Below are 15,389 nucleotides of genomic sequence, written 5' to 3' on the forward strand. Positions count from 1 at the left end.
TCATGAGCAAACCTTTCCTGAGCATCGAAAACCTGACCCAGACCTTTCCAGACGGCAAGGGCGGCAATCTGACCGTCTTCGAAGATGCGAGCTTTGGTGTGGAAAAGGGTGAATTCGTTTGCATCCTCGGCCACTCGGGTTGCGGCAAGTCAACCATCATGAACATCCTTGCAGGGCTGGCGGAACCCACGCGCGGCGTTGTGAAAATGGATGGATATGCCGTGTCGGGGCCAAGCCTTGATCGGGGAGTCGTTTTTCAGAATTATTCCCTGCTGCCTTGGTTGAGCACGTTGAAGAACGTGACGTTTGCGGTGCAGGCGCGGTTCCCGAACTGGTCCAAGGCGCAAGTGACCAAGCATGCCACCAAATACCTTGAAATGGTCGGTTTGCATGGGGATGTGATCCACCGCAAGCCAAGCCAGCTTTCGGGCGGGATGCGGCAGCGGGTGTCTATTGCACGCGCTTTTGCCAACCACCCCAAGCTGCTGCTGCTGGATGAGCCGTTCGGGGCGTTGGACGCGCTGACACGTGGCACAATCCAGGACGAGCTTCTGAAAATCTGGGGCGGCACTGAGCAAACCGTGTTCATGATCACGCACGATATCGACGAAGCGATCCTGTTGGCGGATCGAATTTTGTTGATGACCAATGGGCCGTTCGCCCGCGTGGCGGAGTCGGTTGAAATCACCATTCCGCGCCCGCGGACCCGGACCCAGATTATCGAACACCCCAACTACTACGCGATCCGCAACCACCTTGTTCATTTTCTCGGCACACGGTCACGGGAACTGGCGGGTAAGCAGTCTGGCGAGGGCGCGAAAGCACCACGGACTGTGCGGATCGACAAGACAACCAGCACGGAGGCAGCCGAAGAGGCGCCGGTTCTGCGTGCAGTGAACGATTGAAAGAACGAAGGAAGCAACCATGAAAGATAATGTCCAAATGCCTGACATGCTGACCAAAGAAGACGTGACTGCCCATATCATCGCTGCGAAGAAATCGGCGGGCATGACGTGGGAAGGTATTGCAGAGTCGATCGGAATGTCCCCGGTCTGGACCCATTCGGCCGCGATGGGCATGAATGCGATGCCAATGGACAAAGCCGAAGCGTTGACCAGCCTTTTGAACCTGCCGACGGGCGCTGCTGAGGTGCTGAACGAAAGCCCGACCAAAGTGTTCGCCCAGACGGTTCCAACTGATCCCTGCATCTATCGCTTTTACGAGATCGTCGGCGTCTACGGCCCGACGCTCAAGGCGCTGATCCAAGAGAAGTTCGGCGATGGTATCATGTCAGCCATCGATTTCGATATGTCAGTAGAGCGTATCGAAAACCCCAAGGGCGACCGGGTCGAAGTGAAGATGTCGGGGAAGTATCTGGGATATAACTCTTGGTAATCCAAGGCTTGGGCCCGTCTACGACCTTCGGGTACTGGCAGGGCTCAAGAAATATGCCATATTGAACGATGGGGCGGTCCTTAAGGGGCCGCTGCATCCGTCTGGGAGGACCTTTTTTTATGACTGATACGACATCTGCTGTGCCTGATCGCGTCACCGCTTCGCCCGAAGCATACGCATTGATCAACGAGATCCGCGCGGATCATGGGGATATTCTGTTTCATCAGTCCGGCGGTTGCTGCGATGGGTCATCGCCCATGTGCTACCCAGTTGGGGACTTCAAGATTGGCCAAAGCGATGTCTGTTTGGGCGAGCTGGACGGCGCACAGGTCTGGATCAGCGGCCCCCAATTCGAAGTCTGGAAACACACCCAACTGATCCTTGATGTTGTGCCCGGTCGTGGCGGCATGTTCTCGCTCGATAATGGTCGAGAGAAACGGTTTTTGTCGCGCAGCCGCGTCTTCACACCCGCAGAGCTTGATGCCTTGGGCGTCGACGCGCCCGAGCATCCGGTCGCTGCCTGCTCGATCTGATCTGCTTTATCCCAGCCTGATCACGTCGCCGCCCGCTGCGGCGGCGTCTTCTGTGTCGTGTGTGACCATAAGCACTGGCAGACTCCGCGCTTTGGCGCGCTCAAACACCAGTGTCCGCATCTGTTCGCGCAACGCGGCGTCCAGCCCGCTGAACGCTTCGTCCAACAGCAAGGCACACGGTTCCGACAAAAGCATGCGCATCAGCGCAACACGTGCCTTTTGGCCGCCTGACAATGTGGCGGGGTCCCTGTCTGCGAACCCGTCAAGGTCGATCTCGCTTAGCGCGGCGTCGATCTGTGCCCGGCGTTGCGTCCGTGATCCGCCGGGGCGCAGGCCAAAAGCAAGGTTCTCGGCCACACTCAGATGCGGAAACAGCAGATCGTCCTGAAACAGAATGCCGACGCGTCGTTCATGGGGCGCGGCATTGCTTATCTCGTGACCGTCCAGCCAGATTTCGCCGCTGCACTTGAAAGCGGGGCCAAGTGTGCCTGTGATTGCCGCCAAAAGGGTGGACTTGCCCACGCCAGACGGGCCCATCACGGTCAGCACTTCGCCCGCTGCAATGGCCCGGTCTAGCCCGACAAGCGGTTGACCGTCGCGTGTGATGCGCAGATTGCGCAGGGTCATCCCCTTATCCATGTAGTCCTCTTCGGTTGCGCCACATAAGCGCAGGAATAGCGAGCGCCGCCGCAAAGGGCAGAAGCGCTGCGGCGGTTTGTGCCACGGCATACACGCCGATTGCGCGTCTGTCGCCGCCAGAGGCGAGCGCGACGGCTTCGGTGGTCAGCGTGGCCACGCGCCCCCCGCCAATCAAAAGCGTCGGCAGATACTGGCCAACCGAAACGGCAACGCCGACGGCGACCGCCGTCAGGATAGGGCGGAGCAGCATGGGCAGCCGGACTCGCCACAGAACAGCCGCAGGCGTCGCGCCGAGGGAAGCCGCGACGCGGGCATTGCGTTGGTCCCACGCACGCCACGGATCGCCCAGCGACAGAAAGACATAGGGCAGAACAAACACAAGATGGGCCGCAATCACCGGGCCAAGCCCCCGATCAGCGCCAAGCGACAACAGCAACGTCTGAAGCCCGGGCAAGAACGCAGTTTGGGGCACCAAAAGTGGCAGATAAAGCAGCCACAGACCGCGCCGGGTCAAGGTTCGCCCGCTGCGGGTTTCTGCCTCAAGGCATCCGATGACCAGCGCGAGCGCTAGGCCAGCAGAGACCAAGGCAACCACAGCCGTGTCGGTGAACGCATCCGTGATGCCCGGCCAATGGCGGTTCCAGTTGCGCAGGCCAAACCCGCCGGGAAGCGCATCCGGAAACGCCCAGAACCCAGCAAAGGACCACACCACCAACCCGGACAATCCGGCCAGCACCGCGATGGCAGACGCGCCGCCTGTAACAAAGCCAATCCAGCGCAATCCGGTTTCGAACCGACCCCGGCCACCCCTTGCTGTCCATCGCCGTCCGGCCGCACCGATGGCGCGTTCAGCCAAGATCCAAACGCCCAGTGTGCCAAGTACAAGCGCCAATTGCAGCAAGGCCCCCGCAGCCGCGGTGAGGCGTTGGGACAGATCCGGGTCGTTCATCCAGCGCAGGATCTGCACTGACAAGGGCGGCGGTGTCGACGGCCCCAGAATGACGGCGACATCCACGACCGACATTCCGAAGGCCAGCACGACAAAGACCGGCAAACGGATCTGTGCATAGACCCTTGGAAAGACGCATTTTACCCAACCCGTGAGACGCCCGTATCCCAGTGCTTGCGCCACGCGCAGCCCGCGAGTGCCGTCGCTTTGGCCCAAAGCCGCAAGGGTCATCAACAGCAGGAAAGGCACTTCTTTGGCGACCAGACCGGCCACCAGCGACAGGCCCCATGGGTCATTCACGATCAGCCAATCCGGAGGGCGATCCCACCCTGTAAGCACAGGCGAGGCGATCCGCGCGAACCAGCCGGAGGGGGCGATCAGAAACGCAAGACCGAACGCTGCAGCAGCATGTGGCACGGAAAGCAGCGGCGATAAAATGCGTTCAAGCGCGCGAAAGGTGCGCGTCCCCCACCACCCGGCGGTGATCAGAACAACAAGACCAAGAGAGACGACTGTCGCAGTCACCCCGGTGAATACAGATAGCCAGATCGCCTTGCCAAGGCCGGGCCAGTCCAGCAAGTGCCGGATTGGGTCAAGCGATGGTCCGGATTGGCCAGCGACCGGAAAATGCCCGAAGGCGGGCAAGACCGTTCCCCAAAGGCCTGCTGCAACCGGGCCGAGCATGGCAAGCAGCGTTAGCGCGGGCAAAGCGCGCAGGGGCAGGCCTTTGGTCATGTCAGTGTGTCCGCGAGCTTCGGTTACTGGCCTGTGCCGTAGCGGCGGGTCCAGTCCTCGGCGATGCGGGTCATCCAACTTGGGTCGGGTTCAGCCAAAACCTGACCAAGCTCTGCCGGGCTGAGCGTCGCAATGCCAAGTTCCAGCGCATCGAACGCGGCCCTGTCTGCCTCGGGCAAGCTGGCCATGGATAGAACCGTGCCATAGCCAAGGATCGCTGGATCTTGCGCGCGCAACTGCGCTTCGGGTGACATCAGGAAATCTGCCAGCACCATGGCGCCTGCTTTTGAGCTGGAATTGTAAGGGATCGCCACGAACGACGCGTTGCCCAATGTCCCCTTGTCCAACACGAAGGTCCGAACAGAGGGCGGCAACTGACCTGATTCGATCGCCGTTGATGCTTCGCCGGGGCTGAAGGAAATCGCCAGATCAATTTCGTTGTCCGCGATCAGTTGCAACTGGGCTGGCCCGTTCGCCGGATAGGTTCGCCCGCTGCGCCAAAGCGCTGGGGTCAGCGTATCAAGATAGGCCCAAAGCGGGTCTGTGACCGCGTCGTAATTGGCGTCTGTTGCCGGCCTTTGAAGGATTTCCGCGTCTTCGGTGATGTCGATAAGAACCTGTTTAAGGAAGGTCACGCCCAGAAAATCAGGTGGCTGTGGATATGTGAAACGCCCTGGATTGGCGGTTGCCCAGTCCCGGATCGCCGCCATGCTGCCAAGGGGTGTTTCCAGATCATCGGTGTCATGCATGAACACCACCTGCGCCATTGCCCACGGGGCTTCAAACCCGTCAGTTGGTACTGTGAAATCGTTTTGGACCGTCTTGCCCTCTACATCCACGAACTGCCAGTTTGGCAGCGCTTCCGCAAAGGGGCCGAATAACAGGTCTGCGTCTTTCATCGCAGCGAAGTTCGGGCCGTTGATCCAGATCATATCGATCGCGCCGCCTTCGTTGCGGCCGGCTTGCTTTTCGCTGAGCACGCGGGTGACGGCATCGGCGGTGTCGGTCAGTTTTACATGTTCAACAGTGACGCCATAGTCTTCAGCGACGCGGCGACCGGCCCACGCGATGAAGTCATTGGTCGCCGTGGACCCGCCCCATGCGTTCCAGAAGACTGTTTGCCCCCGCGCCTCATTCAGTACGGCCGACCAGTCCGCCGGGTCCGGATCGGCCAATGCGGGCTGCGCTGCAAAGCCGAGCGCGATAAGAGACGTAAGAAGCTTCATCAGAGGTCCTTTCGATGGGTAAAGACACGGCGTGCCGCAAATATGCGCAGCGTCGCAGTCGCATAGCACAGCGCGCCAAATGCCCAGGCCATGGGGGCGAAGTAAGTGGGAAACAGGCACAAAGCCACAAAGAACACGATGGTTTCGGTTCCTTCCAGCAGCCCGTTCGAAAAGTAGAGCGATTTGATTCCTTGCGCGTCGGTTTGCATGGCGTGCTTTTCGGCGAGAATGGCGTAGCCGAGAAAGCTGGTCCCATTGAAATAGAACGCTGCCAGCAAAAAGGCCCCGGCAGCGCCGTTTCCAGCGGGGTCGTTCAGCACGAAGGCCAAGGGAACCGCCCCGTAGAACAGGAAATCCGCCGCGATATCAAGATAGCCGCCAAAGTCGGTTTTTTCGGTGGCGCGGGCGACGGCTCCGTCCAGCCCGTCCGCCATGCGTGAGATAAGAAGCGGGGCCAACGCGAGCGTGAACAGGCCGACCCAGATCATTCCTGCCGCCAAAAGCCCAAGGGCCAGCCCTGCAAGCGTCACCTGATCGGCACGAATGCCAAGGCCCGCCAAAGCTTTGCCTAGCCGGTTCAACGGCGGGTCGATCAGTTTGCGGGCGGCGGCATCAAGCATGGGTGTCCCTTTCGGCAACTTTATGCCGTGTGCCTGCCTAGCGCGCAATCGACGTTACGGGAATGTGAGCCGCCGTGTGATCTTGCTTGAAACCTGTAACTTTGGGCGGTCTTAGCCGCGCGTGCGGCAGTCGGGGCAGACGCCTTCAGCTTCCACGACCGTCTTTTCAATGGTGAAGCCGGCAGTTTGCGCGGCATGTGCAAGGCTGCCATCGTTTGGGGACTCTGCGGCCTCGGCGACGGAGTCGCACAGGCGGCAAATCATGAAGGCCGGGGCATGTGCATCGCCCGGTTGGCTACAGGCAACATAGGCGTTCAGCTTTTCAATCTTGTGCACAAATCCAATGCGTCCCAGAAAATCCAGCGCGCGATACGCGACGGGCGGCTGCGAGCCAAGCCCTTCGGCGCCGAGCTTTTCAAGGATCTGATACGCTCCAAGTGCCTTGTGCTCGCTCAACAAAATTTCAAGCACACGCCGCCGTACTTTGGTAAATTGCAACTTTTCACGCGCACAATGAGCTTCCGCAGCTGCCATCGTATCGGCAATGCAGTGGCTATGATCATGTGGGGCAAAGCCGGAATGCGACATGGGTGGTCCTTTTTTGTCTCTTACAGAGATGGAACGGTTTGCAATGGGGCGCAACCGGGTATAGAACGCAGAAAGTGTTATATCATAACAAACGAGTTCAGTAATGTCCAACTCTGTGTTTGCCGCTTTGGTAGGTTCAACATTCATGCTGTCCGCTCTGTCGGCAACGGCAGCGCCGCGCGTTGCCGTGGATATCCCGCCAGTGCATTCCCTCGTGGCGCAGGTCATGGAGGGGGTTGGCGCGCCAGAATTGTTGATCAGTGGCGGGTCATCACCCCACGGATATGCCTTGCGCCCATCCGAAGCGCGCGTTTTGCAGTCTGCTGATCTGGTCGTATGGGTTGGGCAAAATCTGACGCCGTGGCTTGGGCTTGCCCTGCCGAAACTGGCTGGCAACGCAACGGTGATTGAACTGGCTGAAGTTCCCGAAACGCACCTTTTGGACTTCAGAGATTCGGTGGTTTTTGACGCGTCTTCTGACCAACATGACGAAGGCCATGATGATCACGAAGACCATGCAGAGCATGACGACCACGATCACGACGAGCATCACGAAGATGAAGACGAACACGACCATGATCACAGCGGCTATGATCCGCATATGTGGCTCGACCCGGATAATGCCAGTGCGTGGCTTGGCGTAATCGCGGCAGAGCTGTCTATTCTCGACCCGGAAAACGCCGCGCTCTATGTTGCCAATGCAAAAGCTGGGCAAGCCAATCTCGAACAGCTAAGTGCCGAAATTGACACCCTTTTGGACCCGGTCCATGGTGGCCGCTACGTTGTGTTTCACGACGGTTACCAATACTTCGGGCAGAAGTTCGACATGCCAGCCGCAGGAGCGATCCGGCTTAGCGATGCCAGCGACCCCAGTCCTGCACGGATCGCTGAAATTCGCGCCGCAGTACAAGAGGGCGACATTACGTGCGTGTTTTCCGAGCCTCAGTTCAATCCGGCACTGATAAATCCGGTTTTCGAAGGAACGGAAGCCCGCGTGGTGGTTGCCGATCCATTGGGTGCGCTGTTGGATCCCGGCCCGTCATTGTACGGTGTTGTTCTGCGAGATTTGGCCAGTGGATTGGCCAAGTGCCTGCAATGACATAACGCGACGCCTTGCCCCGGCTGTGTGGAGAGACCATTATTAGCGGATGAGTGATGCAGTCGGCCACGCGGTGCCACAAACAGACCTGACCGAAATGACGGCCTGTCCGCAGTGCGATTGGCTGCATGTGATCGGCGACGTTCCGGATGGGATGCGCGCGCGCTGTGTGCGGTGCCAGACGGTTTTACTGGCCCCCCGGCGCGACGCGGCAGTGACCATCGTTGCACTTGCAGCGGCTGCGTTGGTGCTGATGATCGTTGCGATCAGCTTTCCGTTTCTGAACATTGCGGCGAGCGGACTGAGCAGTAGCGCGTCGGTGCTGGATGCTGCGATGTCCTTTGCGTTGGCATCTGGCCGGATGGCGCCGCTTTCGGTCATTGTGGCCGCCTTGATTATCGTTCTGCCGGTGGCCCGGTTGGCCGGGCTGATTTATGCGCTGGGTCCGCTTGCCGTTGGGAACAAGGCCCGCCCGTATGCTGCGTTCGTCTTCCGGTTGTCGATGCGATTGCGCCCTTGGGCGATGGCCGAGATTTTCATAATCGGGGTGGCTGTTGCATTGGTCAAAGTGGCGAGTCTTGCAACAGTCGGGTTTGGTCCGGCATTCTGGGCCTTTGTTGGGCTTGTGATCCTTGTTGCAGCAAAAGATATGGTGCTCTGCGAGCGTAGCATGTGGCGCGCACTGGAGCAGGCAAGGTGAGTCATACCGTCATAGAGCAGGGCCAAACCGCGCGCTCGGCCGGGTTGGTCGGCTGTCTGCATTGTGGACGCCTCGCGCCGCCGGGTCAAAACCGCTGCACCCGCTGTGGATCGCACCTGGAAAGCCGGTATGCCAACAGTCGGCAGCGCGTCTGGGCGTGGTGGCTTGCCGGGCTGATCGTTTACATTCCCGCCAACCTCTATCCAATGATGATCACCGATACGTTCATCATGACCTATTCCAGCACGATTGTGGGCGGTGCGATTGACCTGATCGGCCATGGTGATGCGCTGGTAGGTATTGTCGTCTTGGTGGCTTCTGTGATGATCCCGGTGGGAAAATTCATTGCGATTGCCTGGGTCATGATTGCCACCCGGCGTGCTCGGCGCGGACGGGCTCATAGCCTGCACCGAATGTATGAACTTGTCGAATTCATCGGGCGCTGGTCAATGATTGACGTTTTCGTTGTCGCGATCTTGGCCGCTTTGGTGCATCTTGGCAGTGTGGCGGGAATATATCCGGGACTTGCCGCGATCTGCTTCGGCGCTTCGGTCATCTTTACCATGTTGTCGGCGCTTAGCCTCGACCCCAGAATGATCTGGGACGCCACAGACCCAAACCCACAGGACGCTGACGTTTGACTGATCAAGACACGAACACTTCGAGCCCGAAGGCAAGCGAGCCGGACCTTGTGACACGGCGAGGCGGCATTTCAGGCACCTCTTTGATCTGGATTGTGCCACTCGTGGCTTTGATGGTCGCATTGGCAATGGCGTGGCAATCGCTTTCAGATCGCGGGCCCTTGATTGAGGTAACGTTTCAGAATGCCGATGGCGTCGTCGCCAACGAGACCCAATTGAAATTCCGCGACGTGACAGTTGGCAAGGTTGAAAGCATCCGTTTCGCCGATGATCTGCGCAATGTGTCTGTATCAATCCGGGTCGATAAGGACATTGCACGATTTATCGATGCTGACGCCCGGTTCTGGATCGTGCAGCCTGAGATTTCGTCACAAGGGATCAGTGGGCTTGGTACGTTGTTGGGCGGCGTGTATCTTGAGGGCACATGGGACAATATACCGGGGTCCGATAAATCAGAGTTTGTTGGTCTGGACTATCGCCCGCTGATCAAAGGAACCGAAAAAGGGGTGGAGTTTGTCTTGAGCGCGCCGCGCGGCGGCTCCATCTCGGCTGGTGCGCCAATCATCTACAAGGGTGTGAATGTCGGCCTGATCGAGCGGCCCATTTTGGCAGATGACGGCGGCGCAGTGACCGCCCGGGCCTTTGTGCGCGCGCCCTATGATCGGCTTGTAACAACCGGATCTCAGTTTTGGGGGGCATCGGGTGTTTCGGTCAGCTTCGGGCCGACCGGGTTGAAGGTTGATGTTGCCAATCTGAGCGCGCTTATTCAGGGCGGTATTGCCTTTGATACAATCAATGCGGATGGGCAGCCAATTGTGGAAGGGCACGTCTTCCCCGTTTACGCCAGCCGCGATGCGGCCGGATCAAGCAATGCAACGCTTGAAGAAGGCCCGCGCGTGCCGTTTTCGGCGTTGTTTTCTGACTCCATCGAAGGCCTTACCGTTGGCTCAACTGTTGAGTATCGCGGATTGCGGGTCGGTACGGTCGCCGGAACGGGCGGCCAGATCGCACCGGATGGCGCGGCCGAAGGCTTGCTGCTGCGGGCTGATCTGAACATTTTGCCAGCCCGGCTCGGCCTTGATGGCGAGGATGTCGCGGGTCAGACGCGCGCGTTGATGGAGCGTCTCGTCGCCGAAGGATACCGCCTGCAATTGGTGAGCGAGGGCCTGTTGGGTGCGTCGCTCAAGGTTCTGATTGTCAAACTTGACGACCCGGCCCAGGCTCAGGTCACGACCGATGCTTTGGACAGGGTCATGCTGCCAACCGCGCCGCCGGATATTTCCAACCCTGCGAACACGGCACGCAATGCGATTGCCCGCCTCAATGGTCTGCCTGTTGAAAGCATCGTGGATAGTATCGGCGAACTGTTGAACAACGTGAATCAGGTCATTGCTTCCGAAGGGGCGCGCGCGGCGCCCGAAGCTATTCTTGGACTGGTTGAGGACATCCGCGGCGTGGTCGGCTCTCCTTCGGTTCAGGGCGCGGCGGACAGTGCGTCAGAGAGCCTTGAAAGCCTGAATGCAATCCTGACGCGGGTTCAGCAGGGCGAGGCGATTGAGAATGTTCTGTCCGCCCTGGAGCGAAGCGACGCGATTGCGGCGTCGTTGCAGACAACCATCGAAGGGTTGCCCGACCTGACCAATCGCTTTGGTGCGTTGGCTGCTGAAGCTGCATCCCTTCCGCTGGAACAACTGCTTGGCGAAGCGCAGAACCTCGTCGCGGCGGCGACGGGCATTGTGCAAAGTGATGCGACGCAGCAATTGCCCGAATTGCTGGCCAGTGCATTGGCCGAGGTGCAAACGGGTGTCGAAAACCTAAGCGAAATCACGACGCGGGTTAATTCCAGCGATGCGTTGCCAAACCTTTTGACCGCACTTCAGCGTACAACCGAAATCACAACGGATATTCAAACGTCGGCCGCGGCGTTTCCTGACCTGGTGGACGAGTTGACCCTCCTTGTGAACACAGCGAACGAGGTGCCTCTGGGCGCACTTGCCGCGCGAGCTGATGCCCTTTTGGCCGGGTTGCAAGATGTGGTTACGGATCCGGCGACGAAAAGCTTGCCGGCGCAAATCGGCACCACGCTTGATGGGCTGGGGGCGGCCGTTGATCAAGTGCGCGATGTGACGAACGAAGTCCTGCAAAGCGGGGCGGTTGACTCGCTCACTGCTGCCCTGAAGCGGGCCGACAGCATCGCGCAATCGGTCGATACGGCGGCTGCGGGTCTGCCCGACCTTTTGGCGCGCATCGACGCAGTTGCCCGCGAGGCAGAAACGCTTCCGCTTGGGGAGTTGGTCAAGTCGGCAAACGATCTGGTCGTCACGGCAGAGCAGCTTGTCGGGAGCGAGGACACGGCGCAGATTCCCGCCGCGCTGGCATCGGCACTGGACGAGCTTGGTGCAACGCTTGAGGAATTGCGCCAAGGCGGCGTGGTCGAAAACGCCAATGCAGCGCTTGCCTCGGCATCGGATGCTGCGGACGCAATCGCGGCGGCAGCGGCCAATCTACCGGACTTGTCGCGGAGACTTGAGGGCCTGGTCGCCCAATCCGAGCTGCTTCTGGCAACCTATGGTGGGCGGTCTGAATTCAATGCGCAAACGCTTGCCGCCTTGCGCGACTTGCGCGACAGTGCTCGCGCCGTGACGTCGTTGGCCCGGACCATCGAACGTAAACCCAATTCGCTTCTGATCGGACGATGATGCCCTATTTCCCTGTGCGCGCGGCGCTTGCAACTTTTCTGGCCCTTTCGCTGGTCGCGTGTTCTGCGCCGGTCACGCAAGTGGCGGTGCCGCCCGTGGCATCCGACCTGTCGGTCAGGCCCTTGGTCTCTTCGCTGGAAGTGCGAGAAATCTCGTTGCCGCGCTATGCCGCATCTGACGACGTGGTCCGTGCGGGCCTTGAAGGGGGTATTGATACCGTTCCTGCAACCATGTGGGCGGATACCCCGGAACGGGGGCTCACGTTGCATTTGGCGGATGCGCTTGCCCGGATCACCGGTGCGCGTGTCGCGTCAGAGCCGTGGCCGTTCTCAGAACCACCAGCCGCCACAGCGACGGTTCGGGTGACGCGCCTTTTGGGCGGTGTCAATGCAGCGGGGCAGGGACGATTGCTGTTCTCGGGAAGCTACGCAATTGCGCCGGTTGCATCGGGTTTGAATGACCGGGCCGGGCGTTTTGACATTCAGGTGCCGCTGGCAGGCGACAGCCCACAGGACTTGGCCAATGCGCAGTCCGCAGCGCTGGGGCAATTGGCTGAAACGCTGGCCCGCCGGATCGCTCGCTAAGCATCAGAACGTCGCGATATTGCCTTCCGCATCGATCGCCGTGATCTGGCGCAAGCCGGGCAGGCGGGCTTTGATCTGCGGAATGTCACTGCGCGAGGCAAGGCACAAAGCGGTTGATGCGGCATCGGCCAATGCCGCGCTCTGGGCCTGAACCGTTACTGTCGACCAATGCGCCGCATGCCCTTTTGGGTCCAGAATATGACCGTGCGCTCCAAGACGCAGTGCGCCTGGGCTTGAAGTGGCCATCGCCCCATTGGTCAGGCTGCGGGTCAGAACGATCCCTTGCTCTGGATCCGCGATGCCAAGCCGCCAAGGCCCCCCGTCAGCGGCAAATTCGCCAATATTGACCAGCGTGTGCCCGAACCCATGACGGCGCAGGACGGCCTGAACCCGATCAGTGGCGAACCCTTGCGCGATACCGTTCAAAGTCAGGGCTTGTTCGTCGCCAAGGCGGATTGCGGCGCGGGTTCGTTCAACACGGTCCCATCCAATCAGCGTGGCGGCGTGCGATGGGTCGCGGACCTGTGCCAGCGCTTGCCACAGCGGCTGAACAGTCGGGTCAAAGCGACCACCGCTGGCGCGGTGCACTTGATCGGCGAGGGCCAGAATGTTCAGCATCTCGTCAGGCGGGCGCGACAATACCCCGGTCTGGTTCAAGCGCACCAGATCAGAGGCCGGATCAAAAAGGCTGAACATCTGCTCGGTTTGGCGCAGGGCAGCGATTGCGTCATCCAGCGCAGGCTTGGTCCGTGACGCAGGCCCGTCCAGCGTGATTGAGGCTTCGGCCCCCAGGGCAATCCCTGTCCATGCCGCCGTAGAGGCTCGCGCGGCGACCGGAACGGCGGCAAAGCTGGCAGCAATGGCAAGGAAGCGGCGGCGTGTCTGGGTCATTCCGCAGCCACCTGCGCCGGGGGCGTCCGCGATGCGCGCCGGGCTTCCAGAACACGCGGCACGCAGGTCTTCGGATCCTCGAAAATTGTTACGCAATCGAGGCATTGAAAACACTCCGAGTAGTCGATTTCACCGGTCTTCTTGATTGCGCCGTAGTTGCACTTCACCTTGCAAAGTTGGCAGGGTGATCCGCATTCTGCGCGGCGTTCTATCCAGTCGCGTCTGCGCAGCAACCCGCCAATGGCCATGAATGCCCCAAGCGGGCACACATAACGGCAGAACCCTTTGAACAGCACCGTGCCCAGCAAAAGCCATGCGGCGGCATAGGCCACATAGTACCATTCACGCAGGAAGAACGTCGTAATAGCAGTCTTGAAAGGCTCAATCTCGGCTACTTTGTCGACCGAATTCGGGGCCCAGAACACAGTGCCGATCATACCGGCCAGCAGTACGTACTTGACGTATTTAAGGCGCGCATCCCACAGCGCGGACGGTTCGATCTGGGGCAGGCGCAGGGCGCGACCGATGTAGTGGGCGAATTCTTGAAGCGCACCAAACGGGCAAAGCCAGCCGCAAAACAGGCCCCGACCCCAGGCCACAAAGCCGATGATCGCCGCAGCCCAGACGGCAAGCGAGAACGGATCGTATAGCAGGAAGCCGAAGTTTCCGCCCTCCCAAACGGTGCGGATGACGCCTAGCACAGTCACGATGGACAGTTGCCCTTGCCCCCACCAGCCAATGAACACCGTCACGACCCCTAGGATCACAAGGCGGAGCGGTACAAAATTGCGCAGGCGGGCCAGTGGTTTCAGTGCGGCGCCCTGAACGGCGAGCAGCGCGATTAACAATATGCCAAGCGGAATAAGGTCAGATTGCCGGTTCAAAAGCGCCTCGCGCCACGCCGGAAGGGGTTTGATTGCTTCTGGGCGGGTATAAAAACGGGCGTCTGTGCTGTGTGTCAGTACGACATTTCGGATGCCGATTTCGGGCTGGAACATACCGTGTTCGCGCACGATCTGTGCATGCAGTTCCCAGGGCTGGGTGGGATCAAAGCCAAGCCGCCGGTCAGTGCGCAAAATCATTGCAGTGCCATTGCGCAACTCGCGGGGCAGGTCGCGGGACAGTGACACGAACAGATCGGCATCGCGCAGGGCGACCGGAAAACCGCCTTGTTCTGCACTCAAGCGGTCAGGAGCGGTGTTGCGCACAAAGTCCTCAGAAACCAATCCGTGGCGGGCGGTTTCAATAACCAGCAGTGGTTCGTCATCGCCCGAAATTTCGCTGAAGCGCTGCAACTCATCGAACCCGTCTGCATCCAGCACGGCGCGCGCGATGGCCGGTGCGCCGATATCGACGAGCCACAAGTCAATGAACGGCGCGTCGGGTTCTGCTGTTGCCTCTGGATCGTCGTCAGACCAGACCGAGCCCGCGAACAGGGCGTCCACCTCGGCGTTGGTCATATATAAGTGACCGACCAGCCCGTCTGCGACCAGCGTATCCCAGTCCAAAACGTCTGTGATGTCTGCATTGGGCTTGACCGGCGGGCCACTTGCGATGCCGCTCATTTTCTCTCGGGCGACCTGCAACGCGGCCGCCATCAGGCTTTCGTGGGCAATGCGCACGCTAGCCGTCGCTTTTGTGACGCCGTCCAGATACACCAGATCGCTGCCCGCGCCGCCGCGCCCATAGGGTGTGCCAACAACCAGAGAATCCGAGATTGACATACCGCGGTATTGTTCAAAGAACTTGTGAAATGGCGCCTCACCCAGACCTGACACAAAGATCGGCTCATTGTGGCTGAGCAACTTTACGTCCAGAAAACGCCCGTCGGGGTCGAGAGTCACCAGCATATTGATCGCCGCGCCGGAAAAACCTGGCAGTGCGGCCATTTGTTCGGTTTCGAATACAAAGCCGGCCTCGGCACCGCCTGAATTCAAAAGTTGATAGACACCTTTGTCGTTCAGCGCCTCCCCCAAAGAAAACGGTGGCACGATCATTGATGCCATTTGATCGCGCGTTGCGAGTTCCGCCTTGGCGGGCAGGGTAAACGCGCAAAGCGCAAGAGCGAAAAGAACGAAAAAGCGAGACAT

General features: G+C 59.8%; 15 protein-coding genes. 8 read left to right on the plus strand and 7 right to left on the minus strand.

The window, feature by feature from the left end:
* The first annotated feature begins 2 nt into the window (after nucleotides 1-2).
* From E2L05_RS08950 to E2L05_RS08960, 3 genes are all read left to right on the plus strand, one after another.
* Nucleotides 3-905: an ABC transporter ATP-binding protein gene (locus E2L05_RS08950; protein ID WP_133342571.1), complete on the plus strand. Its 903-nt coding sequence runs from the start codon at nucleotides 3-5 to the stop codon at nucleotides 903-905.
* A 19-nt stretch (nucleotides 906-924) separates the two neighbouring features.
* Nucleotides 925-1,395, plus strand: a complete 471-nt coding sequence (gene cynS / locus E2L05_RS08955; protein WP_243721920.1) for a cyanase — start codon at nucleotides 925-927, stop codon at nucleotides 1,393-1,395.
* Between the two features lie 119 nt (nucleotides 1,396-1,514).
* Nucleotides 1,515-1,928: a DUF779 domain-containing protein gene (locus tag E2L05_RS08960; RefSeq protein WP_133342572.1), complete on the plus strand. Its 414-nt coding sequence runs from the start codon at nucleotides 1,515-1,517 to the stop codon at nucleotides 1,926-1,928.
* Nucleotides 1,929-1,934: 6 nt separating this feature from the next.
* Here E2L05_RS08960 and E2L05_RS08965 read toward each other — a convergent pair whose 3' ends face one another.
* From E2L05_RS08965 to E2L05_RS08985, 5 genes are all read right to left on the minus strand, one after another.
* Nucleotides 1,935-2,567 (minus strand): ATP-binding cassette domain-containing protein, encoded by a 633-nt coding sequence (locus E2L05_RS08965; RefSeq protein WP_133342573.1) that lies wholly within the window; start codon nucleotides 2,565-2,567, stop codon nucleotides 1,935-1,937.
* A complete protein-coding gene (locus E2L05_RS08970; RefSeq protein WP_133342574.1) occupies nucleotides 2,560-4,251 on the minus strand; it encodes an ABC transporter permease in 1,692 nt (563 codons plus the stop codon). Before E2L05_RS08970 ends, E2L05_RS08965 begins: the two co-directional genes overlap by 8 nt.
* Nucleotides 4,252-4,274: 23 nt before the next feature.
* Nucleotides 4,275-5,477: an ABC transporter substrate-binding protein gene (locus tag E2L05_RS08975; protein ID WP_133342575.1), complete on the minus strand. Its 1,203-nt coding sequence runs from the start codon at nucleotides 5,475-5,477 to the stop codon at nucleotides 4,275-4,277.
* On the minus strand, nucleotides 5,477-6,097 hold the full coding sequence (locus E2L05_RS08980) for a CDP-alcohol phosphatidyltransferase family protein (RefSeq protein WP_133342576.1): 621 nt from the start codon (nucleotides 6,095-6,097) through the stop codon (nucleotides 5,477-5,479). The genes E2L05_RS08975 and E2L05_RS08980 overlap by 1 nt, the downstream gene beginning before the upstream one ends.
* Nucleotides 6,098-6,208: 111 nt before the next feature.
* Entirely contained in the window at nucleotides 6,209-6,685 is a 477-nt protein-coding gene (locus E2L05_RS08985; protein ID WP_133342577.1) for a Fur family transcriptional regulator, read from the minus strand.
* A 103-nt stretch (nucleotides 6,686-6,788) separates the two neighbouring features.
* Between E2L05_RS08985 and E2L05_RS08990 the strand changes: the two genes are divergently transcribed.
* The 5 genes from E2L05_RS08990 to E2L05_RS09010 are packed head-to-tail and all read left to right on the plus strand — an operon-like array spanning nucleotide 6,789 to nucleotide 12,408.
* On the plus strand, nucleotides 6,789-7,784 hold the full coding sequence (locus tag E2L05_RS08990; protein WP_133342578.1) for a zinc ABC transporter substrate-binding protein: 996 nt from the start codon (nucleotides 6,789-6,791) through the stop codon (nucleotides 7,782-7,784).
* Nucleotides 7,785-7,833: 49 nt separating this feature from the next.
* Entirely contained in the window at nucleotides 7,834-8,484 is a 651-nt protein-coding gene (locus E2L05_RS08995) for a paraquat-inducible protein A (RefSeq protein ID WP_133342579.1), read from the plus strand.
* Nucleotides 8,481-9,125 carry a paraquat-inducible protein A gene (locus E2L05_RS09000; protein ID WP_133342580.1) on the plus strand — a complete coding sequence of 215 codons (645 nt, stop codon included), beginning with the start codon at nucleotides 8,481-8,483 and terminating at the stop codon, nucleotides 9,123-9,125. The genes E2L05_RS08995 and E2L05_RS09000 overlap by 4 nt, the downstream gene beginning before the upstream one ends.
* Nucleotides 9,122-11,824: a PqiB family protein gene (locus E2L05_RS09005; protein ID WP_133342581.1), complete on the plus strand. Its 2,703-nt coding sequence runs from the start codon at nucleotides 9,122-9,124 to the stop codon at nucleotides 11,822-11,824. The genes E2L05_RS09000 and E2L05_RS09005 overlap by 4 nt, the downstream gene beginning before the upstream one ends.
* Nucleotides 11,821-12,408: a PqiC family protein gene (locus E2L05_RS09010; RefSeq protein ID WP_133342582.1), complete on the plus strand. Its 588-nt coding sequence runs from the start codon at nucleotides 11,821-11,823 to the stop codon at nucleotides 12,406-12,408. The genes E2L05_RS09005 and E2L05_RS09010 overlap by 4 nt, the downstream gene beginning before the upstream one ends.
* A gap of 3 nt (nucleotides 12,409-12,411) precedes the next feature.
* On the opposite strand, the gene E2L05_RS09015 is transcribed toward E2L05_RS09010, so the two are convergent.
* Together E2L05_RS09015 and E2L05_RS09020 are read right to left on the minus strand one after the other, a co-directional pair.
* The gene (locus E2L05_RS09015; RefSeq protein WP_133342583.1) at nucleotides 12,412-13,299 is read right to left on the minus strand and encodes an FAD:protein FMN transferase; all 888 of its coding nucleotides are present in this window, start codon (nucleotides 13,297-13,299) and stop codon (nucleotides 12,412-12,414) included.
* Nucleotides 13,296-15,389 (minus strand): 4Fe-4S binding protein, encoded by a 2,094-nt coding sequence (locus E2L05_RS09020; protein ID WP_133342584.1) that lies wholly within the window; start codon nucleotides 15,387-15,389, stop codon nucleotides 13,296-13,298. The genes E2L05_RS09015 and E2L05_RS09020 overlap by 4 nt, the downstream gene beginning before the upstream one ends.

The organism is Meridianimarinicoccus aquatilis (assembly GCF_004358675.1).
GTDB classification, from domain to species: Bacteria; Pseudomonadota; Alphaproteobacteria; order Rhodobacterales; family Rhodobacteraceae; genus Meridianimarinicoccus; species Meridianimarinicoccus aquatilis.